We start from the raw sequence: 23,944 nt of genomic DNA, 5'->3' as shown, positions 1-23,944 counted from the left end.
ATAAATTAGACGTTATTTTTCCATTATGGGAGGTTTAACAAAAAATTAGTAGACAATGGTTTTATTGGCATGGTTTTTTCTTTTACTTTAGTGAATTAATAACAACGTGTCTAAAGTGACAAGACTTTAATTATGCCACTAAAACCTATGAAAGACATCATGAAAAGGAATTATAAGATTTTATTATTGACGCTTATGTTGGCATTTGCGTCCTGCAGTTTTACTACTAAAACATTTGAAGATCCAGACAAGGATAAGTTGTTGATGCAATTGATAACCTATGTGCTTGAAGAAGGCCATTTCAGTCCGAAAGATCTGAATGATGAATTCTCTGAGCAAGTTTTTAAGAGTTATTTGGATCAGCTTGATCCTTTCAAAAGATATTTTTACGCTTCAGATATCAAGGAATTTGAAGCATATAAATATAAAATTGATGATCAGTTGAAAAGCTATGATTTAGGATTTTTCAATCTTACCCACGAGCGTTTATTGCAACGTTTGGAAGAATCAAAATCAATGTACAAAAGTGTGCTGGATGACCCTTTTGATTATAATGTTCAAGAAGATATCAATACAGAGTACAAAAAATTGGAGTATGTTAAGTCAAAGAAAGAAATGAAAGAGCGCTGGAGAACACAGCTTAAATTTTCTACCATTGCCAATTATGATGATTTGATTTCACAACAAGAGAATACATTTTCCAATAATAAAAAAGTTCAGGAAATGACAGCTGTTGAAGGAGAGGCGATTGAAGCGGAAACCACGAACAAAAAGGAATCCATAGAGAAAAAGCCGTTATCTAAATTAGAGCAGGAAGCACGCAAAACGACGTTGAACTCCTTAAATGAGCTTTATGATTACATTGATGATCGTCAACGTGAAGATTGGTTTGCCGTGTATTTGAATGCCGTTGTTGCTGAGTTTGATCCACATACCTTCTATTATGGGCCCGAAGAAAAAGAGCGTTTTGATGTGGATATTTCGGGTAAATTTGAAGGCATTGGTGCGCGACTAGAAAAGAAAATGGATGTGATTACCATTTCTGAAATTATTAGTGGAGGTCCGGCATGGAAACAAAAGAAATTGGAAGTTGAAGATCAAATACTCAAAGTAAAACAAGATGATGATGAACCTTCTGTAAATGTGGTTGGGATGCGCCTTAGAGATGCTGTTAAATTAATTAAAGGCCCTAAAGGGACAGACGTAATTTTAACAGTAAAAAGAGTTGACGGCACTATTGAAGATGTTACCATTACAAGAGATGTGGTAGAGTTTGAAGAAATGTATGCAAAATCTTCAACGGTTATCAAAGATAATAAGAAGTTTGGGGTGATCAACCTTCCGGGATTTTATGTCAATATGGAAGACTACAATAAAAGAAATGCCGCCACTGATGTAAAATTGGAGATAGAGCGCTTAAAGAAAGAGAATATCGAAGGGTTGGTTTTAGATCTTAGAAATAATGGTGGAGGCTCTTTACAAACGGTTATCGATATGGCTGGTCTATTTATAAAAGAAGGACCAATTGTTCAGGTTAAAACTACTGGAGGCCAAAAAGAGGTGTTGAGTGATAAAGACAAATCCATTTCTTGGGATGGGCCATTGGTGATTTTAGTGAATGAAAATTCAGCCTCAGCGTCTGAAATTTTAGCTGCTGCAATGCAAGATTATAAACGAGCTCTGGTGATTGGTAGTAAACAAACTTTTGGAAAAGGTACCGTACAAACCGTTTTTGACCTCAACCGAATGTTGAAAAATAATACGAGCGGCGATATGGGTGCTCTAAAATATACCATCCAAAAATACTATAGAATCAATGGTGGTTCCACACAGTTGGAAGGCGTTAAAAGTGATGTGGTTGTTCCAGACCGTTTCAGTTACATTGCCTTAGGTGAAAAGAATCAGGATAACCCATTAGCGTATGATAAAATTGATGCTACTGATTATAACGTCTGGGATAACTATGTAGACTATAAAAAGGCGATAGATAATAGCAAGGCCCGAACTTCTACTAACCAACAGTTGAAACTCATAGATGAAAATGCAAAGTGGGTAAAAAAAATAAGGGATAAGGAAGAATATTCACTTAACTATGACAGCTATAAAGCAAACTTAAAATTAAATGAAGAAGAGGCAAAACAATTTGAGAAACTGACGGATTATAAAACAGACCTGACTTTTAGTTCTTTGCCTTATGAAAAAAAGCTGATGGCTGTAGATAGTGTGTTAAGAGATAAGCGTGAGCGCTGGCATGAGGCGTTGAGCCACGATGTATATGTTGAAGAAGCCCTTCATGTGCTAAACGATCTCAGAACCTCGTATTTGGTTAAAGAAGTTGCGAATAACATAAAAGAGTAATCTTTTAATACCTAATAAAAAATGCTCCAAGGTTAGAAAAACTTTGGAGCATTTTTTTTCTTCTATTATTGAGCTATAACAAAATTACTGCTCTCTAAGAGCATTAATTTCCTGATTGGTTACGTTAATATGATGTAGCACTTCGTCCCTTCCAACAGCGGATGTTGATGAAGTAATAAAGTAATGCGGCGTTTCTTCCCAAGTTTTAAGAAGCTCTTGCATATAGGCTTCTGCATTACGCACTATAGCTTTAGGTTTCAATTTGTCAGCCTTGGTGAAAACTATTGAAAACGGAATACCTTTTTCTCCCATATATTCCAAGAATTCCAAATCGATTTTTTGAGGCTCGTGACGGAGGTCTATAAGCACAAATGCCGACACTAATTGTTGCCGTTTTTCAAAATAATCGGTGATGAATTTTTGAAATTTCTTTTTTGCTGTTTTTGAAACACGAGCGTAACCATAGCCTGGTAAATCAACAAGAAACCAATTTTTATTGATCAAAAAATGGTTGATAAGTTGAGTCTTTCCTGGTCTGCCGGAAGTTTTTGCTAAATTTTTATGGTTGGTCAGCATGTTGATCAATGACGACTTGCCAACATTACTACGACCAATAAATGCATATTCTGGCAATATATCCTTAGGGCACTTGGCCACTTCGGAGTTGCTCATTATAAATTCAGCAGTTTTGATGATCATTTTATTTGGATTTTAAACGCAAAGGTCGTGAAGATTGCTGCAAAGAACGCAAAGTTTTTCTATTTTATCACCGGTCACCCGTCACCCGTCACCCGTCACCCGTCACCCGTCACCCGTCACCCGTCTATCTCTCTTCCCACATTCGAACCAATATCAAACGATTTAGAGTTTGCGCCTTTCAAACCATTCGGCAAGTATGGTGTTGAATTCGTCAGGATGCTCCATCATAGCGGCATGCCCACATTTATCAATCCAATGTAATTCAGAATCTGGTAAAAGTAGCTGGAACTCCTCAGCAACTTCAGGGGGTGTCACACTATCATTTCTACCCCAAATAATGCATACAGGCAAATCCATTTTAGGTAAATCTTTGGCCATATTATGACGGATAGCGCTTTTGGCAATAGCCAAGGTTTTGATTAATTTATTTCTATCATTGACTGTTTCATAAACCTCGTCCACAATTTCTTTGGTGGCCACTGCAGGATCATAAAATACATCTTGTGCCTTTTTTTTGATCACTTCATAGTCGCCTCGTTTGGTATAACCACCTCCCATGGCACTTTCATAAAGACCAGAACTCCCTGTGATAATGAGGGCCTTAACTTTGTCAGGATATAGTTTTGTGTGGTAAAGTCCGATATGTCCACCTAAAGAATTTCCTAGTAAAATAACATCATCCAACTCTTTAAAAGCTATAAAATCATGAAGATATTTTGCAAAGCTTCTCACATTGGTTTTTAGCAAAGACATCGAATAGATAGGCAATTCAGGAATGATAACTTTATAGCCTTTATCTCCAAAATAACGCAACACAGCATCAAAATTACTCAGTCCGCCCATCAATCCATGAAGAATAATTAAGGGTTTGCCTTCACCAACTTCAATATAATTGTAATTTTTTTCTTTTTTTAAGTAGGTGTCTCATTAATGGTTAGTAGTTATGCATAGAAAACAAATATAGTTATTTCATTCAAATTTTATTTCTTTTTGGACAGTTTCGAAATAATAGTTTCATAATAATGGTTCACAGTCCAAAAACGGCTTTTCTCCCACTTTTTAATATTCTGAAAAACAAATGCTTATTGATTTTTAAGATTGACGGTTTATCGAAAATAGAGCTCAAAATCAAAAACTTATCAACAAAAGTGGTAAATTGTGGTAAAAGGTGGTAATATTTTCAATATATTTGAATCTTAGTCGTCAGATAAACAAACAGAAGCTTTTGAACTCATTAATAGGAACATACGAATGTAAAGTTGATGCCAAAGGGAGGCTTATGTTACCTGCGGCCATCAAAAAACAGCTGCTGCCTTCACTCCAAAACGGATTTGTTTTAAAAAGAGCGGTTTTTCAACCGTGTCTCGAGTTGTATCCAATGACTGAATGGGAGGCATTGATGCAAAAGATGAACAAACTTAATCGCTTCAAAAAGAAAAACAACGATTTTATCCGACGGTTTACAGCTGGTGTGAAAATGGTGGAAGTGGATAGTACGGGCCGCTTGCTGATTCCTAAGGATTTGATGGGTTTTTCTGGAATTTCCAAAGATATCGTAGTCTCTTCTGCAATCAATATTGTGGAGATCTGGGATAAAGATAAATACGAACAAGCTATAGACGATGCGGCTGAAGATTTTGCAGATTTGGCCGAGGAAGTTATGGGACAAGACGATGACGCAGATGGAATATCATAATCCGGTGTTGCTTACTGAAGCAGTAGATGGCTTAAATATTAAGCCTGATGGCGTTTATGTAGACGTGACCTTTGGCGGAGGCGGTCATAGTAGAGAGATATTAAAACGTCTTGGTCCAAATGGGAAACTATTCGCTTTTGATCAAGATAAAGACGCGTTGTTAAATACCATCGATGACCCACGATTTACCTTGATCAATGAGAATTTCAGATTTCTGAAACGTTTTTTGCGTTTTTATGGCGCTAAGGAAGCGGACGGCATTTTGGCCGATTTTGGCGTTTCGTCCCATCAATTTGATGTTGCTGAGCGCGGATTTTCAACACGTTTTGAAGCAGATTTGGATATGCGCATGAATCAAGATAACAAATTGTCGGCGTTTCATGTCATCAACAAATATGAAGAAGAGAAGATCGCAGCGGTATTGTTGCAGTATGGTGAGTTGCGTCAGGCACCAGCCATGGCAAAGGTGATTGTAGAAGAGCGGTCAAAACAAGAAATCAAGTCCAGTGAGCAGTTGAAAGAGGTGCTTAAAAAATTTGTAAAGCACAAAAATGAACATAAAGTATTGGCGCAAATCTATCAGGCTATTCGTATCGAAGTGAATCAAGAAATTGAAGCTTTAAAAGAATTTTTGCTTCAAACTCCTGAAGTTTTAAAAACAGAAGGCCGTCTGAGTTGTATTTCATACCATTCTTTGGAAGATCGCTTGGTAAAACGCTTTATAAGAAGCGGATTGTTTGAGGGAGAGCCGGAACGGGATGTGTTTGGCAATTTTGAAGTCCCCTTAAAAAAAGTAGGTGGTTTAATAGTACCATCCAAAGCTGAAATCAAAGATAATAGCAGAGCACGAAGTGCAAAACTTCGGATTGCTGAAAAAATATAACCCTAAAAAATTCCTTCCCTCTTTTGAGTGAAGGTGGATTTAATTCCATTGCAGGAATTAAAGACGGAAGGGTTCTATAAAATAACAATGTTGAATAAAATAGATTCCTGCCTTTGCAGCGATGAATTTAAGTGAAACAAACTAATTCTTCCCTTTGGGAAGATGTCCGAAGGACAGATGGGAATATGAAACACAATATTTATCACATATTAAGAGGTAAGTTTTTGGTCAGCGATGATTCTTTCAAAAATTGGAGAATCATCATTTTCATTTCTGTCTTGGCTATTGTCATGATTGCAAGTTCGCATAGTGCAGATCAAAAAGTACATGACATTGCAAGGTTAGGCAATGACGTTAAAGAATGGCGTTCAGCTTTTGTAGATGGCAGATCAAAATTGATGCGTCTTAAAATGGAGTCTGGAATAATTCAAAAAATGGCAGAAAAAGAGATCGCACCATCCTCAATTCCGCCCAAGAAGATAAAAGTAAAATCAGAAGACAACTAGTGGCAGTTACTGAAAAGCACATATTGAACCGATTGTATTTTGTTGCAGGCATCATGTTTGTCTTTGCTTTGGCTGTGGTGTTCAAATTGTTCACCATTCAAATGGTGCAGGGTGATAAGTACCGTGAACTTGCTGAAAAGCGAACGGTGAAAAATGTCACTATCCCTGCAAATCGTGGTAATGTCTATGCGTCTGATGGCAGTTTGCTGGCTACCTCAATTCCGAAATATGACATTCGTTTTGATGCGTTGACACCAACCAACAAAACCTTTGAAAAATATTTGAACCCTTTATGTGATTCCTTGTCGGCATATTCTGGGAAGTCGTCAGGATATTATGAAAAGGAGTTGCGCAAAGCAAGAGCAAATAAAAACAGATATTTTCTCCTTGCCAGAAATATCAATTATACAGATTATGCGCGCATTCGTAATTTCCCATTATTAAGCCTAGGCGCTTTTAGAGGCGGCGTCATTGTGGAGCAGACTACTAAACGCGAACATCCTATGGGTGGCATCGCGCAACGGTCCATCGGTTATGAGCGTGTAGATGAAGACGGTCACGTGGCTAGGGCAGGTATTGACGGTGCTTTTGGTGAAATGTACTTGAGAGGGACTGACGGACACCGGATGAAACAAAAAATTGGTCAAGGCCAATGGAAGCCCATTACAGATTATAATGAAGTAGAGCCAAAAGATGGCTATGATGTGTACACCACCATAGATGTCAACATTCAGGATATTGCGCATCACGCGTTGTTGGAACAGCTCGAAATATACAAGGCAGATCATGGAAGCGTGATTGTCATGGAAACAAAAACTGGAGAAATAAAAGCGATTTCAAATCTGGGTAGAAATTCTGATGGACATTATTATGAGCGTTTAAATTATGCCGTTGGTGAAAGCAGTGAACCTGGCTCTACCTTTAAAATCATGGCCATCACGGCCGCTTTAGAAGATAAGGTGATTGATACCAGTGATGTTGTTGATACCAAAAATGGCGTATTGAGTTTTTACGGTAAAAAAGTAAGGGACTCAAAGCATGGCGGTTATGGTAAAATATCCATTGCAAAAGCTATTGAAGTGTCATCAAATACAGGGATTGTTGCTGCAATAGATAAGGCTTACAAAGACCAACCTGGTAAATTTATTGACCGTTTGTATGACATGAATTTGAATCAGAGTCTCAATCTGCCAATTCTTGGAGAACCTGAACCTATTATTCCAGATCCAAGAATTAAAAACGGACGTTGGAGTGGCATTGCATTACAGTGGATGGCCTATGGCTATGGCGTATCATTTACACCTTTGCAAACCTTGACATTCTACAATGCTATTGCCAATAATGGTGAAATGGTAAAACCACAGTTTTTGCGTGAAGTGCGCGAGTTTGATAAAACCATTGTGCCTTTTAAGAAGGAGGTAATCAATCCTCAAATCTGTTCTCAGGAAACGGTTGATAAGGTGAAAAAACTGTTGGAGAATGTTGTTGAGCATGGCACGGGAAGTAAATTGTATTCACCTAACTTTTCCATGGCGGGTAAAACAGGAACCTGTCAAAAAGATTATGCTACTAAGGATAAGTTGAGTTATATCTCTTCATTTGCTGGTTTTTTTCCGGCAGACAACCCGAAGTACTCGTGCATCGTAGTGATTCATGAACCAGATAAGAGTGTTGGGTATTATGGTGCTGATGTGTCTGGGCCGGTCTTTAAGAAAATCGCCCAAAAGATATTTACAGATACTCCAATTACAGATGAGGTAGAGACGCTGAATTTTCAAAACTCAGTAGTGAACAAGGATTTTGAGAGTTATTATGACGTGGCGCAAACCTACAAAACCATCATGCCTGATGTTACTGGTATGCCCACAATGGATGCCTTGGCGCTTTTGGAAAATATGGGATTGAAAGTAAAAATTGAAGGTGTAGGCGTGGTCAAAAAACAATCGATTGATAAAGGCATTAAAATAAAACGCAATCAACAAGTCTATTTAAATATATAATGGCACAATTAAAAGACATATTGTATAGAGTGACCATCAATGCTGTTGTTGGGAATACAGGTGTGGTCATTAATGCCATCCATTTTGACTCTCGTAACATTGCCGAAGGAGACGTTTTTGTGGCTATAAAAGGCAGTCTTACTGATGGCCATCAGTATATTGATTTGGCAATTGAAAAAGGAGCCGTTGCTATTGTTTGTGAAACCATGCCAGCACATACGAAAAGCGGAATAACCTATATCTCGGTTGAAAGTGCCAGTAGAGCTTTGGCTTTCATGGCGGCCAATTTTTATCTCAATCCTTCAGAAAATTTAAAGCTGGTAGGTGTTACCGGTACCAACGGCAAAACTACAGTGGCAACCTTACTCTACCAACTATTTAAAAAAGCAGGTTTTAAGGTAGGGTTATTGTCCACGGTTAAGGTTATGGTGGATGCGACAGAGCATAAAGCAACGCATACTACGCCAGATTCATTGACCATCAATAGGTATTTGAGTTTGATGAGTGCAGAAGGTGTTGAATTTTGTTTTATGGAAGTCAGTTCCCACGGCATTCATCAAAACAGAACGGAGGGTTTGCATTTTGAAGGCGGTATTTTCACAAATCTGTCACATGACCATTTAGATTATCACAACACATTTGCCGAGTATAGAGATGTTAAAAAATCATTCTTTGACAACTTGCCAAAAACCGCTTTTGCGCTGGTCAACACCGATGACAAAAATGGTCTGGTCATGCTTCAAAACACTAAGGCAAAGACCTACACGTACGCGTTGAAGACCTATGCCGATTATAAAGCTCAAATTTTAGAAAATCAGCTGACGGGCCTTTTGCTGAAAATCAATGATCAGGAAGTTTGGACCCGATTGATTGGCAATTTTAATGCCTATAATATTTTGGCTATTTACGCTGCCGCAGAATTGTTAGGGCTTGAAAAAACAGAGAATCTGCGTTTGATAAGTGAGTTGGAAAGTGTTTCAGGGCGTTTTCAATATATGATATCAGACGAAAAAATTACAGCGATTGTAGATTATGCGCATACGCCTGATGCCTTGCAAAATGTGTTGGAAACTATTAACAGCATTCGGACTAAAAACGAAGAACTGATCACCGTTGTCGGGTGTGGTGGTGATAGGGATAAAACCAAACGCCCTAAAATGGGGCATATCGCTTCTGCCTTAAGCACCAAAGTGATTTTTACAAGTGATAACCCAAGAAGTGAAGTTCCTGAAACAATAATAGAAGATATTGAAAAAGGCGTAGAACCTCAAAATTTCAAAAAAACAGTAGCCATTGCGGACAGAAAACAAGCTATTAAAACCGCCTGCCAAATGGCGCAACCTAATGACATTATTCTTATTGCAGGAAAAGGCCATGAAACCTATCAGGAAGTAAAGGGAGTTCGGAGTGATTTTGATGATTATAAGATCGTTCAGGAATTTTTGAAACAGCTTGGGAAATAATGAATATGAATAAAGAATAAAGAATAAAGAATAACGAATAACGAATAACGAATAACGAATAACGAATAACGAATAACGAAGTTCATTTTAATCAACAATCAACAATCAACAATCAACAATCTAGATGCTCTATTACCTCTTTGAATATTTAAAACAACACTTTGATTTTCCAGGATCTTCCCTCTTCGGTTTCATCACCTTTAGGGCAGCTATGGCCATCATCTTGTCGTTACTTATTTCAACAATTTATGGTAAACGGATCATCAGATTTTTACAAAAACAGCAGGTTGGAGAAACCATTAGAGATTTAGGATTGGAAGGTCAGGTGGAAAAGGCGGGGACGCCAACTATGGGCGGGATCATCATCATTATTGCCACCTTGATTCCTGTTATTTTGTTTGCAAAAATTGATAATATCTATATCATCCTGTTAGTAGTAACCACATTGTGGATGGGGACTATAGGGTTTATTGATGATTATATTAAAAAATTCAAAAAAGATAAAGAAGGGTTAAAAGGGAAGTTTAAGGTATTAGGTCAAGTGGGATTGGGAATCATTGTGGGAGCCACGCTGTATTTCAACGAAAATGTAACCATCAAGGAGAAATTACCAATTGCACAGCAAAAGGAAATTTTAGCCGAAAATCCTAATGTGGAAGCGTCTAAATTATTTAAGGCAGAAGAAAAATCCACAAAAACAACCATTCCTTTTGTGAAGAAGAACGAATTTGATTACGCCCACTTGGTCACCTGGATCGATCCGGGACTTGAAAAGTATGCGTGGATCATTTTTATTTTAGTAAGCATTTTCATTATTACCGCCGTATCAAACGGTGCTAATTTAACAGATGGCATTGACGGATTGGCAGCAGGAACCTCAGCCATAATTGTGCTCACACTCGGCATTTTTGCATGGGTTTCAGGAAATATCATCTTTTCTGAATACCTCAATATTATGTATATCCCGAGGGTGGAAGAAATCACCATTTATATCGCCGCATTTGTTGGGGCGCTGATTGGATTTTTGTGGTACAACACCTATCCTGCACAAGTATTTATGGGAGATACGGGAAGTTTGACCATAGGTGGGATTATTGCCGTTATCGCTATTGCAGTGCGCAAAGAATGGCTCATTCCAGTATTGTGTGGTATTTTCTTGGCTGAAAATTTATCCGTGGTAATGCAGGTCAGTTGGTTTAAATATACCAAACGCAAATATGGCGAAGGACGGCGCATTTTTAAAATGTCGCCATTACACCATCATTATCAGAAGTCCGGTTACCACGAGAGTAAAATTGCCACTAGGTTTTGGATTGTAGGGATTTTGCTCGCAATCCTGTCCATTGTGACCTTGAAAATTAGATAGAAGCCCATTTCTTAATCGCCTCCCAAAGGGAAGAGAAACTGTTGGAGAAATTATGAATGAAAAAACAAAAACTGACGCTTTTAAAAAGCCCTCCTTCGGAGGGTTGGGTAGGCTTGTTATTTTAGGAGGAGGAGAAAGCGGCGTGGGCACGGCACTTCTAGCAAAAACAAAAGGCTATGACGTATTCCTTTCAGATAAAGGAAAGATTAAAGACCATTATAAAAAAGTTCTTTTACATCATGAGATTGAATTTGAAGATGAGCAGCACACGGAGTCGAAGATTCTAAACGCTGACATCGTGATGAAAAGTCCGGGAATTCCTGATAAAGCGCCTTTGGTAAAGCAAATTCGTGAAAAGGGAATTCTGGTAGTTTCTGAGATTGAATTTGCATCCAAATTTACCAATGCCACTATTGTAGGGGTTACGGGAAGCAATGGTAAAACCACCACGGCTACCTTAATCCACCATATTTTAAAACAGGAATTGGAAGTCGGCTTGTCTGGCAACATCGGTAAGAGTTTTGCACAGCAGATTTTAGAACATGATTATCCAAATTATGTGCTGGAGATCAGTAGTTTTCAGTTGGATGATATAGTGGATTTCAAGCCGCATATCGCCATTTTGCTGAACATCACACCAGATCATTTGGACCGCTATGATTACAAGTTTGAAAATTATATCGAATCAAAATTCAGAATTGCCTTAAACCAGACTAAAGACGATTATCTGATTTATGATGCTGATGATGAGGTAATCACAGAGTGGCTCAAATCGCATACAATTCAATCCACATTATTGCCATTTTCATTGACAAAAACAATTGAAAACGGAGCGTATTTAGACAAAGAAGAGATAAAAATAACGATAGATAATAACCAGATAATTATGCCAACAAATAATTTAGCTCTAGAGGGCAAACACAATATTAAAAATCAAATGGCGGCGTCAACCGTGGCGCATTTGTTGAAAATCAGAAAACAGACCATTCGTGAGAGCTTAGAGAATTTTCAGGGTGTGGAACACCGTTTGGAGCATGTTTTAAAAATTAACAAGGTGCAATACATCAATGATTCAAAAGCGACCAACGTTAACGCCACGTACTATGCTTTAGAAAGCATGGATGCGCCAACCATCTGGATTGTCGGTGGGGTTGATAAAGGAAATGATTACAAAGAATTGTTTCAATTTGTTAATGAAAAAGTAAAAGCAATCATTTGTCTTGGAGTCGATAACGAAAAACTAATGGACACTTTTGGAAAGATGGTGGATACCATCGTGGAAACACAGTACATGAGTGAAGCGGTAAAGATTGCTTATAAAATAGCTGAAACTGGTGATTCTGTATTGTTGTCGCCAGCATGTGCAAGCTTTGATTTGTTTGAGAGTTATGAAGACAGGGGGCGTCAATTTAAGGATGCGGTGAGAAACTTGTAAATATCCCATCTTAATCTTCCCGAAGGGAAGAAACTGATACGGTACAAACTCAGAATAATTTTAAAACAAGTAAAAAACAAACATAAACTAACTAAAACGCTTCCCTTTGGGAAGATGTCCGCAGGACAGATGGGCTTATGAATAATTTGCTATCACATATAAAAGGAGATCGATTGATTTGGGCAATTGTTGCGTTATTGGCAATTTTCTCATTTCTTCCGGTGTACAGCGCTTCCAGTAATTTGGCATATACTGGTGGCTCAGGCAGTACGTTTTCGTTTTTTGTGAAGCATTTTATGCATTTGTTTTTAGGCTTTGCAATTATGTATGGCATCCATCGGGTGCCGTATCGTTATTTTAGAGGCTTATCACTCGTGATGTTGCCAATCGTATTGATTTTATTGGTGTTGACCATGTTTCAAGGCACAACAATTGATGGGGCAAATGCAAGCCGTTGGATTCAAATTCCAATTGTAGGGATGTCATTTCAAACCTCCACCTTGGCAGCTGTGGTGTTGATGGTGTATGTGGCGCGTTATTTATCTAAAATACAGGATAGGGACATTAGTTTTAAAGAAACGATTTTGCCACTATGGCTCCCTGTTTTTTTGGTGCTGATATTAATCCTTCCCGCCAACTTTTCAACTGCGGCCATTATGTTCACGATGGTGATGGTGCTGACCTTTATAGGAGGCTATCCTATTCGTTATTTGGCAGTGATCGTCGGCACTGGAATGGTCGTGTTAATATTATTTGTATTAACGGCAAAGGCATTTCCCGAGGTGATGCCAAATCGTATTGATACCTGGATGAGCCGTATTGAAAACTTTTCAAATGGCGAAGATACCGAAGCGGATTATCAGATTGAAAAAGCAAAAATTGCAATCGCAACAGGAGAGCTTGCAGGCTTAGGGCCTGGCAAAAGTGTACAGAAAAACTTTTTGCCGCAATCGTCCTCAGATTTTATTTTTGCAATAATTGTTGAAGAATATGGTTTGATAGGTGGGATGGTCATTTTGACCGTCTATTGCTGGATGCTTTTCAGAATTGTGATTATCGCACAAAAATCAGACACCGTTTTTGGAAAATTAGTGGTGCTGGGTGTCGGGTTGCCCATCGTATTTCAGGCTTTTATTAATATGGCTGTTGCGGTAGAACTATTCCCGGTAACGGGACAAACGTTGCCATTGATCAGTAGTGGTGGAACTTCCATTTGGATGACTTGTTTGGCTATTGGTATCATTTTGAGTGTGAGTGCAAAACGAGAAGAATTAAAAGAACAAGAAGACGCATTGGATAATCCGTTGGAAATATTGAGTGAAGCAATTTGAGATTTGAACAAAAGAATAAAGAATAAAGAACCAAGGACAACTAGTCTAGAAATTAGACAGATAATGATTTGGAATTTGGAATTTAAAATATTGGAATTTTAAAAAAATATAGTGGCAAAAAAAGAAACATATAAAATTATTCTCTCAGGAGGCGGTACAGGAGGTCATATCTATCCTGCCATTGCTATTGCCAATGAGTTGAAGTCACGCTTTCCTGAAGCGGAGTTTCTTTTTGTGGGTGCTAAGGACAGGATGGAGATGGAAAAAGTGCCTCAGGCAGGATATGCCATTGAAGGCCTTTGGATTTCGGGAATTCAGCGCAAGTTGACTTTGAAAAATTTGGCCTTTCCATTTAAGCTAATTGCGAGCTTGGTGCGTGCCCGAAAAATTGTAAACCGTTTCAAACCCGATGTCGTCATTGGTACTGGCGGTTTTGCTAGCGGCCCTTTATTGCAGGTCGCGGCTTCTAAGGGCATTCCTAGTTTAATCCAAGAACAAAATTCATTTCCGGGGATCACCAATAAATTGTTAGGAAAAAAAGTAGATAAAATTTGTGTGGCTTATGATGGATTGGAACGCTTTTTTCCAAAAGAGAAACTGATTAAAACAGGAAACCCTATCCGTCAGGATTTGTTGCAGATGGATAACAAATCTATTGAAGGCAAAAAGGCCTTCAATCAAAAGCAAGGTAAATATACCTTGTTGGTTTTGGGCGGTAGTTTGGGTGCAAGACGGATCAATGAATTGATTGAAAAAGAACTGGAGTTTTTTCAAACGCAGAACGTCCAAATCATTTGGCAATGTGGCAAATTGTATTATGAGACTTATAAAAAGTATAACAGTTCAGAAAATGGACAAGTCCATGCCTTTTTAAATACGATGGATTTGGCTTACGCTGCCGCAGATTTTATTATATCTAGGGCAGGAGCGAGTTCGGTGTCAGAATTATGCGTGGTGGGGAAACCCGTTATTTTCATTCCGTCACCTAATGTGGCAGAAGACCATCAAACTAAAAATGCGATGGCAGTAGTAGATAAAGATGCCGCGTTATTGATCAAGGAAACCGATTTGGAGGTCGATTTTGAAAATCGGTTTGCTCAGTTGGTGTCTTCCTCTGAAAAACAACAGCAATTGAGTAAAAACATAAAGGCATTGGCTTTGGTAAATGCTACTAAGGATATTGTGGATGAGGTTGAGAAATTGTTGAGAAAGAATTAAGTATTTAGTACAAAGTATTAAGAGAATGACGAATAGTAAATAATCAATAAAATTCAACTTAGAAACTAGAAACAACAACAAACCTTGAACTTAAAAACAATACATAACGTCTATTTCATCGGTATCGGAGGCATCGGAATGAGTGCGCTTGCACGCTATTTTGTTGCTCAAGGAAAATCGGTGGCCGGTTATGATAAAACCAAAACTGAAATTACAGAGGCTTTGGTAGAACTTGGTATAGACGTGCATTTTGAGGATACTGTTGATCAGATACCAGCTGCATTCTTGGATAAGGAACAAACTTTAATTGTTTACACACCTGCAATTCCTAAAGATCATGCGGAATTCAAATTTTTTAAAGATCAAAATTTTGAAATTTTAAAACGGTCTGCTGTCCTGGGAGAAATCACGAAAAACACATTTTGTTTGGCCGTTGCCGGTACCCATGGTAAAACGACCACCACCAGTATTTTAGGGCATTTGCTATACGAATGTAACGTTCCTGTTACAGCCTTTCTAGGTGGGGTGAGTGAAAATTACAATTCTAACTTTATTCTCAATGGTACCGAAGTTACAGTAGTTGAAGCCGATGAGTTTGACCGTTCATTTTTAACATTATCGCCAGATATGGCCGCTATTACATCAATGGACGCCGATCATCTTGATATTTATGGCGAGGCTGCTGAACTTGAGAAGTCGTTTGTTGAATTCACAAAAAAATTAAAGCCCAACGGCAAGTTATTTGTAAAAAATGGATTGCCACTAGAGGGGATTACCTACGGAATAGAAGATGATGCAGCTTATACTGCTCAAAATATAAAGATTATCAATGGGAGCTATGAGTTTGATGTGAAAACGCCAAATGAAACGCTACACAATTTTAAATTTAACCTACCTGGAAGACATAATCTGTCGAATGCACTAATAGCCTTGGCGATGTCTGTAGAATATGGTATCCCTCACCATCAGCTCGCCAAAGCTTTAGCATCTTACAAAGGGGTTAAAAGACGCTTTACCTATCAGATTAAAACGGATAATTTGGTGTTTATAGACGATTATGCACACCATCCGGAAGAGATCAATGCGGTGCATCAAGCGGTTAGGGAAATGTATCCAAATAAGAAAGTGCTGGCTATTTTTCAACCGCATTTATATAGTAGAACGCGAGATTTTGCGGACGATTTTGGGAAGAGTCTGTCACAATTTGATGAAGTGCTATTACTCGATATTTACCCAGCTAGAGAATTGCCAATGGAAGGCATCACCTCCGAATGGTTATTGACAAAAATAGAAAATAACAACAAAAAATTAATCCAGAAATCAGCGCTGATTTCAGAGATATTAGCGTCAAATGCACCTGTAATTTTAACGATTGGCGCAGGAGATATTGGAGAACAAGTAAAACATATTAAACAAGCATTGCAACTTGAAAATAAATTATAATTATATAAAAATCATAGGATTGCTGGTATTGGTAGCATTTCTTTTCGCGTTTTCCTCCATTAGGAATTCTGCCAGAAAAGTGAGTACACCTCATATCAAATTTCTGGGTGATGAGAATTTATTTGTTACGCATGAGACTGTTAGTAAATTGTTAATACAAAATCAGGAGGGTGTTGCAAATAAGCCTAAAGAAATGATAGATTTGAACGACTTGGAATCTGCCCTGAACGCCAACGTCATGATCAAGCAGGCGCAAGTGTTCATCAACGTTGATGGCACATTGACCGCTGAAATAGAACAAAAGAAACCAATTGCGAGAGTAAGTACAAATGCATCTTACTACATTGATGATGAAGGATCCTACATGCCTTTATCAACAAATTACGCCTCAAGGGTCCCTTTGGTAACTGGTTCTATCGCTAAAAATGAGTTATATAATGTGTTTCAAATTGCTAGAAAAGTTCAAAGCGATGAATTTTTAAGAAACCATGTTACAGAAATTCACCAAAACGAAAATAAAAGCATTGATCTAAAGTTTAGATTGAATGATTTTAAGATACAGTTAGGGTCCTTGGACAAACTGGATAAAAAGATAAATAATCTTAAGGCTTTCTATCAAAAAGCAATGAAAGATGGTACTCTGAACACTTACAGTGCCGTCAATCTAAGATTTGATAAACAGGTCATATGTACCAAAAAGTAAAGGATGGAAAATAATAAAATTTCAGTAGGATTGGACGTAGGCACAACAAAGATTGTGGCTATGATTGGTCGTAAAAATGACTATGGTAAAGCCGAAATTTTAGGAATAGGGAGAGCTAAGAGTTTGGGCGTACATAGAGGCGTGGTGAATAACATCACACAAACCATTCAGTCCATTCAGCAAGCTATTCAAGAAGCGGAAGCTGAAAGCGGACAGAAGATTGAAGAAGTAACCGTAGGTATTGCAGGTCAGCATATCAGAAGTTTGCAGCATAGTGATTACATCACACGAGCCAATTCTGAATTGGTAATTGATGAAGAGGATATTGACCGATTGATCAACCAGGTACACAAGTTGGTGATGCTTCCTGGAGAAGAAATTATCCATGTGTTGCCTCAAGAATACAAAATTGATGGGCAGGCAGAAATTAAAGAACCTATTGGGATGTATGGCGGACGGTTGGAAGCTAATTTCCATGTGGTGGTGGGTCAGGTATCTTCCATCAGAAACATTGGACGCTGTGTAAAGAGTTCAGGTTTGGAGTTGGAGGGCATTACATTGGAGCCATTAGCCTCAGCAAACGCTGTGTTGAGTCAGGAAGAAAAGGAAGCGGGTGTTGCCTTGATTGATATAGGAGGTGGAACTACAGATCTTGCGGTTTTTAAAGATGGCATTATCCGTCATACCGCAGTGATTCCTTTTGGAGGCAATGTGATTACTGAAGACATCAAAGAAGGCTGTTCTATCATAGAGAAACAAGCTGAGTTATTGAAAATAAAATTCGGTTCGGCATGGCCAGGAGAAAATAAGGATAATGAAATTGTTTCCATTCCGGGATTAAGAGGACGGGAGCCAAAGGAAATTACCCTTAAAAACCTATCGAAAATCATTCACGCACGTGTCGTTGAAATTGTTGAACAGGTATATGTTGAAATAAAAAATTACGGACACGAAGAGCAAAAGAAAAAGCTCATTGCCGGAATCGTTTTAACCGGCGGTGGTGCACAACTTAAGCATTTAAAGCAGTTGGTAGAGTACATCACTGGGATGGATACCAGAATAGGGTATCCTAATGAGCATTTGGCGGGTGATAGTGATGAGGAAATAGCGAGCCCATTGTACGCCACGGCTGTTGGCTTGGTGATGGACGGCTTAAAACGTCAAGAACGTAAGCGCATTGAAAAGGCGGCCGAAAAGGAGACCGTTGAAGACGTTGAAATCGCTGCAGCACCAATAGAAGAAGAAGAGGTATTGATCCCACCAATAAAGAAGGAACGCCGATCATTTTTAGATAAATTAACCGATCGCGTCAAAGATTTTTTAGATAACGCCGAGTAGCGACAGATCATCATCTGTCGCCCACAACGCAACATAGAGACAGATAATTATCTGTCTCAACAACGCAACATAGAGACAGATCATTATCTGTCTCAACAACGCAACATAGAGACAGATAATTATCTGTCTCAACAACAGAAATATTAATTAAGAATCCAGAAAAAACCCGAAACATTATGAGCAATAAAAATGAATTTGGAAACATCGCATTCGATTTGCCAAAAAACCAATCCAACGTCATTAAGGTGATCGGTGTTGGTGGCGGAGGAAGCAATGCCATAAACCACATGTTCCTACAAGGCATCAAAGGCGTTGATTTTGTCATCTGCAATACAGATTCCCAAGCGCTCCATAACAGTGGGGTTCCAAACAAAATTCAGCTAGGCGTTAATTTGACAGAAGGTCTTGGTGCCGGCGCTAACCCAGAAGTGGGAGAGCAAGCCGCGCTTGAGAGTTTAGAAGATATTCGCCGCATGTTGGATACCAATACAAAAATGGTATTTATTACTGCGGGTATGGGTGGAGGAACAGGTACTGGTGCCGCTCCAGTGATTGCTAAAATGGCCAAGGAATTGGAAATACTGACGGTTGGCATTGTCACAATGCCTTTCCTATTTGAAGGAAAAACCAGAAATGAACAAGCTCAAAAAGGGATTGAAACCTTGAGAAGTCATTGTGATTCTTTAGTCGTCATCAACAATAACAAGCTGCGTGAGGTTTATGGCAACTTAGGCTTTAAAGCAGGGTTCTCTAAGGCAGATGAGGTATTGGCCACAGCTTCTAGAGGAATTGCAGAAGTGATTACCCATCACTACACTCAAAATATTGATTTACGGGATGCTAAGACCGTATTAAGCAATAGCGGGACAGCCATTATGGGTTCGGCAACCGCATCTGGTAAAACGCGTGCGCAAGAAGCTATTATGAAAGCTTTAGATTCTCCGTTGCTAAATGATAATAAAATTACTGGAGCCAAAAATGTATTGTTGCTCATCGTTTCTGGTGTTCAGGAAATTACTATTGATGAAATTGGAGAAATCAACGACCATATTCAAAATGAAGCCGGACATGGTGCAAACATCATCATGGGTGTAGGCGAGGATGAATCTTTGCAAGAATCTATTTCAGTCACCATTATTGCCACGGGTTTTGACATTGAACAACAAGATGAAATTTCAAATACAGAAATTAAGAAAGTCGTTCATGCTTTGGAAGACGACAGTAATGACGTCAAGGTTAAGGAGCGTGAACCAGCGATCATTAAACCAGAAATCGTTCTTGAAAAGGAAGAAGAAAAGGTGGTGATCCACAAATTAGTGGAAGAAGAGAAAAAGGACATCAAAATGGACCTGATTCCAACCACTGAATTTATAAAGAAGCTCAACGTTATTTACGATGAGGTCTTGGACAGCAGTGTAGAGGAAGAGGATTTTATTATTACGCCTATTGCTCCATTTAAAGCAGAACAACCAAAAGAAATCTTTGAAGAGGATGAGCAGATAACACTCACTTTTGATCTGCCATTGTTCAACCAGAATTTTGAGGAGACTCCAGAAAATGAGAAGAGAGTGCTTTTTGATTTGGACGAGACTACAAAAAACATAAATGTCAATGATCACATTGAAATCATTCCTGTGACCCAAGCGGACGAAAAAGGAGAAAAGCGATATGCGCTTGATGATTTTTCAACCTTTGAATCTTCATTGAACAAGACAAAAACGAAGCAAAAGCCAGAAATTGAAGAAGACATTGTGTTCGAAAAGAAGGTGATTTCGACAAAAGAAGAGACATATACTCCAGGAGAAGTCGATCCATTGAACAGTCCAATTTCTGACATGCTGAAAGAACGCGCTGACGAAAGAAGACGCAAAATGAAGGACTTCAATTATAAATTCAGTTCAGCAAAGATTGATGAAATTGAAAAAGAGCCAGCCTATAAAAGGCAAGGCGTCAACTTGGAAGAGAAAAGATATTCTTCTGATATCAACGCTTCTAGAATGTCAGTAGGAACTGATGATAATGATGATGTGCAGTTGAGAAGCAATAACTCATTTTTGCATGATAATGTAGATTAATAGCCAATTTTTTTTAGTATTGAAGAATCCGAAAAGGACATGCACTTTTCGGATTTTTTATGTTATGGAATCAAGGAAAAGGATGGAGACGAATTTTAAGTTCAAAAAACTGTTCTAGTCCCCAATCAATGAAGGAAGCTGTTCCGTTTAATTTGTAATTATCATGCCATAGGCTTACCTAACACTCCTTACTTTTTGTTATCTTCGCAACATCAAAAAAAAATTATGAGCTTACAAGAAGATTTAATGACTGCCATGAAGGCGGCAATGAAAAGTAAAGATCAAGAAGCATTGGCGGCTTTAAGAGCTGTTAAATCTGAAATCTTGCTGGCACAGACAGAAACGGGTTCAAAAGAAGAGATTACTGAAGAACAAGAAATCAAGATTTTGTCAAAACTGGTAAAGCAGCGTAAGGATAGTGCCGCTATTTATACAGAACAGAACAGAAACGATTTGGCCGAGCCAGAATTGGCACAGGCAGAAATCATCAGTCAGTTTTTACCAGCACAATTAAGTGAAGCAGAGATTGAAAAAGTTGTTTCAGAAACCATTGCGAGTACAGGAGCAGAAGGCATGAAAGATATGGGGAAAGTGATGGGCATTGTGAATCAAAAATTAGCTGGTCAGGCCGATGGGAAAACGATTTCAAATATAGTGAAGAGTAAGTTATCTTAAAATAAGAAAAATATTTCCGCGAAAGCGGGAATTTGGCTGCGTAGTTCAATTGGATAGAATATCAGATTTCGGCTCTGAGGGTTGGGGGTTCGAATCCCTTCGCGGTCACTTTTACCATCTACAGATGGTATCAAAACCAAGCAAGTTTTAGGATTTGCTTGGTTTTTAGGTTTTTATGAGCTCCTTTAATTTGATATGATTTGAATTAAAATGGTAGTTAAAAAGAGACCTTTTATATAAAAGAGACCTGAGGTCTCTTTTAAGAAAAATTCCTTAAATTGAATTGATGTAGTTGATTTGACTTTCGTCTTAAAAGATTGTTTCATTTAAAGACGACAACTATGCGTACTTCAAAAACATTTTCCATCCGCTTTTGGGTAAACCCCAAGAAAGCACAAAACAACAGTGCCTTACTTTATGCAAGGGTAACTGTCAATCAAGAAAGAATTGAAATTAGTTTAAAACGAAAAGTATCCCTCGATTTGTGGGATAGTAAGAACAAAAAGGTTCTAGGTAACTCTTCCGACGCAAGACAAATCAATCAGTATTTGGAAGAATCTCGCGTATTACTCTTTCAAATATTTCAGGATTTAAAATTTCAAGGAGAACTAATAACAGCAAAGAGAATCAAAACTATATTTCTTGGCGAAGATCAAAGTTCGAAAACATTACTGGAGCTTATTGAATATCATTCCAAGAAAATAGAATACACCCATGCAGCTGGCTCCATCAGAAATTTTTCCGTTACTGAAGACTATATCAAGAAGTTCCTTTTAAAGGATAAAAAAGCTCCTGATATTTACTTAAAACAGTTGGATTATAAATTTATCTGCGATTTTGAGCGCTTTCTGCACGCTTACTACCCAAAGGGACACGATAGGGAAATGGGGCATAATACGGTCATGAAACATATCCAAAGGCTTCGTAAGATGGTGACTCTTTCCTATCATTTGGAATGGTTGGACAAAGATCCATTTATGCGCTGGAAAATGACCTTTGATAAGAAAGAGCGTGATTTTTTGACTGCTAATGAACTGTCTAATCTCGAAACCTGCTATTTTCCCGTTGGCAGACTTGAAAGAGTACGTGATATTTTTCTTTTCAGTTGCTATACAGGTATCAGTTATGTAGATATTAAAAATCTTAAGGCAAAGCACGTTTTAGATGGTATGGATGGAAATAATTGGATTGTTATCCACCGGCAAAAGACTAAAACAAAAGTCAAAGTACCATTGCTGGACAAAGCGAAATTACTATTGGAGAAATATGATAATCATCCTATGGCAGTTGTCTCGGAAACCTTATTTCCTGTTGTGAGTAATGTCAAAATCAATCTGTATCTCAAAGAAATTGCTTCCGAGGCTGGAATTCGAAAAAATCTTACCTTTCATATGGCACGGCACACTTTCGCCACTACTGTTACTTTGAGCAATGGCGTGCCTATAGAAACAGTTTCTAAATTATTGGGACACACAAAAGTTGCGACAACTCAAATTTATGCACGTGTATTAGAGGAGAAATTAAGTAAAGATATGATTGATTTACAAAAAACCTTGAATGCTAAGGATGAACTGAAAAGGGATTGAATTAGATTTGTAACTTATGTTGAAGGTGCTTTTGTTGAATCTTCACTAACTCAGGAATTTTATAACAAAAGCCCATTACAGAAAAAATTATGTAATATGACTTAAAATGCAAACTTGCAAGATCTAGGAGCTAGAGTTGCAACATTCAGAGTTAGGCTCTTGCGATCGTATTTCGAGTTTCAAAAAATAGTATATTTAATTTATTAAATAGAGGTCAGTAGTTAGTTGCTCATTAATTCTGTTTGATAGATTTTATCTCCTTTCACCATTTTCACAATAAGATTGTTGAATATTGTGGCTTTGCTTTGTGAGCGGTTTATTCTAAAACAAAACTCATTAAAATACCTGTTTAGATTGTCAGGACTTACCCAAGAATAGGTTGTTCTTATCCAAGATTTGACCTGATGTATCATTGTATGGAGCGCTTTAAAATTCAATCCCTTATTACTTTCTATTTGTTTGATGTTATAGGCTTTTGCAATGGGCCTATAACCTCTCCATTTATCCGTTGTAACAACGGCTTCCCGGCTTATATGGTTGACAAAGATGTATTGTAGGGATTGTGCTGAAAAATCATTTATTTTCATGGCATACATCCTTTTTACTTTACCATCCTTGGTTAGCTGAACAGCCGTGACCGCTTTCTTTTTCTTACTGTCATAGCTCCTGCCGGTTTTTCCTTCCTCTCTGCCTCCCAGCACGAACTCATCAACGTGGACATCACCATCCATAGGGCTGTTGCCACTTGAGGCCATAGCTTCTCTGACTTTCAGCATAAAAAGTCGAGCAGTCTTTTCAGTCACGCCATAACGCACACCCATGTAACTCGCAGATAGGCTTTTGGTTGATGTGGCCATTTCAAAACAAATAAAAAATGCTTTGCGAACTCCAAATTTTACCTTGTGAAAAAGAGTGTTGGCCGTGGCAGATTCAATATGCCCACAGATGTTGCACTGCCTTGCAAAATCCGCGCGCACTTGACAAGCAGTATGGTTACATCTCAGACATTTATAGCCCATATCAGATTTAATTGAAGCTAAGTATTTCTTGCATTCTTCATCTGTTCTGAACCGATCAGAGAACTCTAGAAGATTTTGACCTTTAAAAACATTCATAATATTATATATTTACTGACAATAAAGATACGTATTTAAATACTGACCTCTATA

At 38.2% G+C, this 23,944-nt stretch carries 19 protein-coding genes and 1 tRNA gene; 17 read left to right on the top strand and 3 right to left on the bottom strand.

Annotation, left to right across the window (positions count from 1 at the left end; all coding sequences use genetic code 11):
- Window positions 1-159: 159 nt before the first annotated feature.
- Window positions 160-2,358, top strand: a complete 2,199-nt coding sequence (locus tag A9996_RS15300; protein ID WP_066437044.1) for a carboxy terminal-processing peptidase — start codon at window positions 160-162, stop codon at window positions 2,356-2,358.
- An 84-nt stretch (window positions 2,359-2,442) separates the two neighbouring features.
- Here A9996_RS15300 and yihA read toward each other — a convergent pair whose 3' ends face one another.
- Both yihA and A9996_RS15290 read right to left on the bottom strand, forming a co-directional pair.
- Window positions 2,443-3,054, bottom strand: a complete 612-nt coding sequence (yihA, locus tag A9996_RS15295) for a ribosome biogenesis GTP-binding protein YihA/YsxC (protein WP_066437042.1) — start codon at window positions 3,052-3,054, stop codon at window positions 2,443-2,445.
- A gap of 165 nt (window positions 3,055-3,219) precedes the next feature.
- Window positions 3,220-3,945 carry an alpha/beta fold hydrolase gene (locus tag A9996_RS15290; RefSeq protein ID WP_066436998.1) on the bottom strand — a complete coding sequence of 242 codons (726 nt, stop codon included), beginning with the start codon at window positions 3,943-3,945 and terminating at the stop codon, window positions 3,220-3,222.
- A gap of 337 nt (window positions 3,946-4,282) precedes the next feature.
- On the opposite strand from A9996_RS15290, the gene mraZ reads away from it, so the two are divergent.
- From mraZ to A9996_RS15210, 16 genes are all read left to right on the top strand, one after another.
- On the top strand, window positions 4,283-4,753 hold the full coding sequence (gene mraZ / locus A9996_RS15285; protein ID WP_066436997.1) for a division/cell wall cluster transcriptional repressor MraZ: 471 nt from the start codon (window positions 4,283-4,285) through the stop codon (window positions 4,751-4,753).
- Entirely contained in the window at window positions 4,740-5,636 is an 897-nt protein-coding gene (gene rsmH, locus A9996_RS15280) for a 16S rRNA (cytosine(1402)-N(4))-methyltransferase RsmH (RefSeq protein ID WP_066437031.1), read from the top strand. Before mraZ ends, rsmH begins: the two co-directional genes overlap by 14 nt.
- A gap of 185 nt (window positions 5,637-5,821) precedes the next feature.
- Window positions 5,822-6,142: an FtsL-like putative cell division protein gene (locus A9996_RS15275; protein ID WP_066436992.1), complete on the top strand. Its 321-nt coding sequence runs from the start codon at window positions 5,822-5,824 to the stop codon at window positions 6,140-6,142.
- A 53-nt stretch (window positions 6,143-6,195) separates the two neighbouring features.
- Window positions 6,196-8,142: a penicillin-binding protein gene (locus tag A9996_RS15270; RefSeq protein WP_066436989.1), complete on the top strand. Its 1,947-nt coding sequence runs from the start codon at window positions 6,196-6,198 to the stop codon at window positions 8,140-8,142.
- Window positions 8,142-9,605 (top strand): UDP-N-acetylmuramoyl-L-alanyl-D-glutamate--2,6-diaminopimelate ligase, encoded by a 1,464-nt coding sequence (locus tag A9996_RS15265; RefSeq protein ID WP_066436988.1) that lies wholly within the window; start codon window positions 8,142-8,144, stop codon window positions 9,603-9,605. The genes A9996_RS15270 and A9996_RS15265 overlap by 1 nt, the downstream gene beginning before the upstream one ends.
- A gap of 124 nt (window positions 9,606-9,729) precedes the next feature.
- Window positions 9,730-10,971, top strand: a complete 1,242-nt coding sequence (mraY, locus tag A9996_RS15260) for a phospho-N-acetylmuramoyl-pentapeptide-transferase (RefSeq protein ID WP_066436986.1) — start codon at window positions 9,730-9,732, stop codon at window positions 10,969-10,971.
- Between the two features lie 52 nt (window positions 10,972-11,023).
- The gene (gene murD / locus A9996_RS15255) at window positions 11,024-12,406 is read left to right on the top strand and encodes a UDP-N-acetylmuramoyl-L-alanine--D-glutamate ligase (protein WP_066436974.1); all 1,383 of its coding nucleotides are present in this window, start codon (window positions 11,024-11,026) and stop codon (window positions 12,404-12,406) included.
- Between the two features lie 137 nt (window positions 12,407-12,543).
- Window positions 12,544-13,737, top strand: a complete 1,194-nt coding sequence (locus tag A9996_RS15250; protein ID WP_066436972.1) for an FtsW/RodA/SpoVE family cell cycle protein — start codon at window positions 12,544-12,546, stop codon at window positions 13,735-13,737.
- Between the two features lie 111 nt (window positions 13,738-13,848).
- The gene (gene murG, locus A9996_RS15245) at window positions 13,849-14,955 is read left to right on the top strand and encodes an undecaprenyldiphospho-muramoylpentapeptide beta-N-acetylglucosaminyltransferase (RefSeq protein ID WP_083993984.1); all 1,107 of its coding nucleotides are present in this window, start codon (window positions 13,849-13,851) and stop codon (window positions 14,953-14,955) included.
- Between the two features lie 84 nt (window positions 14,956-15,039).
- The gene (gene murC, locus A9996_RS15240) at window positions 15,040-16,398 is read left to right on the top strand and encodes a UDP-N-acetylmuramate--L-alanine ligase (RefSeq protein ID WP_066436968.1); all 1,359 of its coding nucleotides are present in this window, start codon (window positions 15,040-15,042) and stop codon (window positions 16,396-16,398) included.
- The gene (locus tag A9996_RS15235; RefSeq protein WP_066436965.1) at window positions 16,382-17,101 is read left to right on the top strand and encodes a cell division protein FtsQ/DivIB; all 720 of its coding nucleotides are present in this window, start codon (window positions 16,382-16,384) and stop codon (window positions 17,099-17,101) included. The genes murC and A9996_RS15235 overlap by 17 nt, the downstream gene beginning before the upstream one ends.
- 3 nt (window positions 17,102-17,104) lie before the next feature.
- A complete protein-coding gene (ftsA, locus tag A9996_RS15230) occupies window positions 17,105-18,439 on the top strand; it encodes a cell division protein FtsA (protein ID WP_066436962.1) in 1,335 nt (444 codons plus the stop codon).
- 176 nt (window positions 18,440-18,615) lie between these two features.
- A complete protein-coding gene (ftsZ, locus tag A9996_RS15225) occupies window positions 18,616-20,514 on the top strand; it encodes a cell division protein FtsZ (RefSeq protein ID WP_066436954.1) in 1,899 nt (632 codons plus the stop codon).
- Between the two features lie 225 nt (window positions 20,515-20,739).
- Window positions 20,740-21,189, top strand: a complete 450-nt coding sequence (locus A9996_RS15220) for a GatB/YqeY domain-containing protein (RefSeq protein ID WP_066436945.1) — start codon at window positions 20,740-20,742, stop codon at window positions 21,187-21,189.
- A 34-nt stretch (window positions 21,190-21,223) separates the two neighbouring features.
- Window positions 21,224-21,297 (top strand) — tRNA-Arg (locus A9996_RS15215).
- 233 nt (window positions 21,298-21,530) lie between these two features.
- Window positions 21,531-22,775 (top strand): site-specific integrase, encoded by a 1,245-nt coding sequence (locus A9996_RS15210; protein ID WP_066436943.1) that lies wholly within the window; start codon window positions 21,531-21,533, stop codon window positions 22,773-22,775.
- 221 nt (window positions 22,776-22,996) lie between these two features.
- Here A9996_RS15210 and A9996_RS15205 read toward each other — a convergent pair whose 3' ends face one another.
- Window positions 22,997-23,890, bottom strand: coding sequence for an IS1595 family transposase (locus A9996_RS15205; protein ID WP_066436941.1), 894 nt, complete (start codon window positions 23,888-23,890; stop codon window positions 22,997-22,999).
- Between the last annotated feature and the right edge of the window lie 54 nt (window positions 23,891-23,944).

It is taken from the genome of Gelidibacter algens (assembly GCF_001678675.1).
Taxonomy (GTDB): domain Bacteria; phylum Bacteroidota; class Bacteroidia; order Flavobacteriales; family Flavobacteriaceae; genus Gelidibacter; species Gelidibacter algens.
Note: the sequence above shows the minus strand (reverse complement) of the source record. Positions and strands in the feature narration are given on the sequence as shown.

Bases quoted from the DNA above. Each gene is read 5' to 3' on its own strand.
- ftsA (WP_066436962.1), top strand. From the start codon at position 17,105: ATGGAAAATAATAAAATTTCAGTAGGATTGGACGTAGGCACAACAAAG.
- mraY (WP_066436986.1), top strand. From the start codon at position 9,730: ATGCTCTATTACCTCTTTGAATATTTAAAACAACACTTTGATTTTCCA.
- A9996_RS15270 (WP_066436989.1), top strand. From the start codon at position 6,196: ATGTTTGTCTTTGCTTTGGCTGTGGTGTTCAAATTGTTCACCATTCAA.
- A9996_RS15250 (WP_066436972.1), top strand. From the start codon at position 12,544: ATGAATAATTTGCTATCACATATAAAAGGAGATCGATTGATTTGGGCA.
- A9996_RS15265 (WP_066436988.1), top strand. From the start codon at position 8,142: ATGGCACAATTAAAAGACATATTGTATAGAGTGACCATCAATGCTGTT.
- rsmH (WP_066437031.1), top strand. From the start codon at position 4,740: ATGGAATATCATAATCCGGTGTTGCTTACTGAAGCAGTAGATGGCTTA.
- A9996_RS15205 (WP_066436941.1), bottom strand. From the start codon at position 23,890: ATGAATGTTTTTAAAGGTCAAAATCTTCTAGAGTTCTCTGATCGGTTC.
- A9996_RS15210 (WP_066436943.1), top strand. From the start codon at position 21,531: ATGCGTACTTCAAAAACATTTTCCATCCGCTTTTGGGTAAACCCCAAG.
- murD (WP_066436974.1), top strand. From the start codon at position 11,024: ATGAATGAAAAAACAAAAACTGACGCTTTTAAAAAGCCCTCCTTCGGA.
- A9996_RS15275 (WP_066436992.1), top strand. From the start codon at position 5,822: ATGAAACACAATATTTATCACATATTAAGAGGTAAGTTTTTGGTCAGC.
- ftsZ (WP_066436954.1), top strand. From the start codon at position 18,616: ATGAGCAATAAAAATGAATTTGGAAACATCGCATTCGATTTGCCAAAA.
- A9996_RS15220 (WP_066436945.1), top strand. From the start codon at position 20,740: ATGAGCTTACAAGAAGATTTAATGACTGCCATGAAGGCGGCAATGAAA.
- A9996_RS15300 (WP_066437044.1), top strand. From the start codon at position 160: ATGAAAAGGAATTATAAGATTTTATTATTGACGCTTATGTTGGCATTT.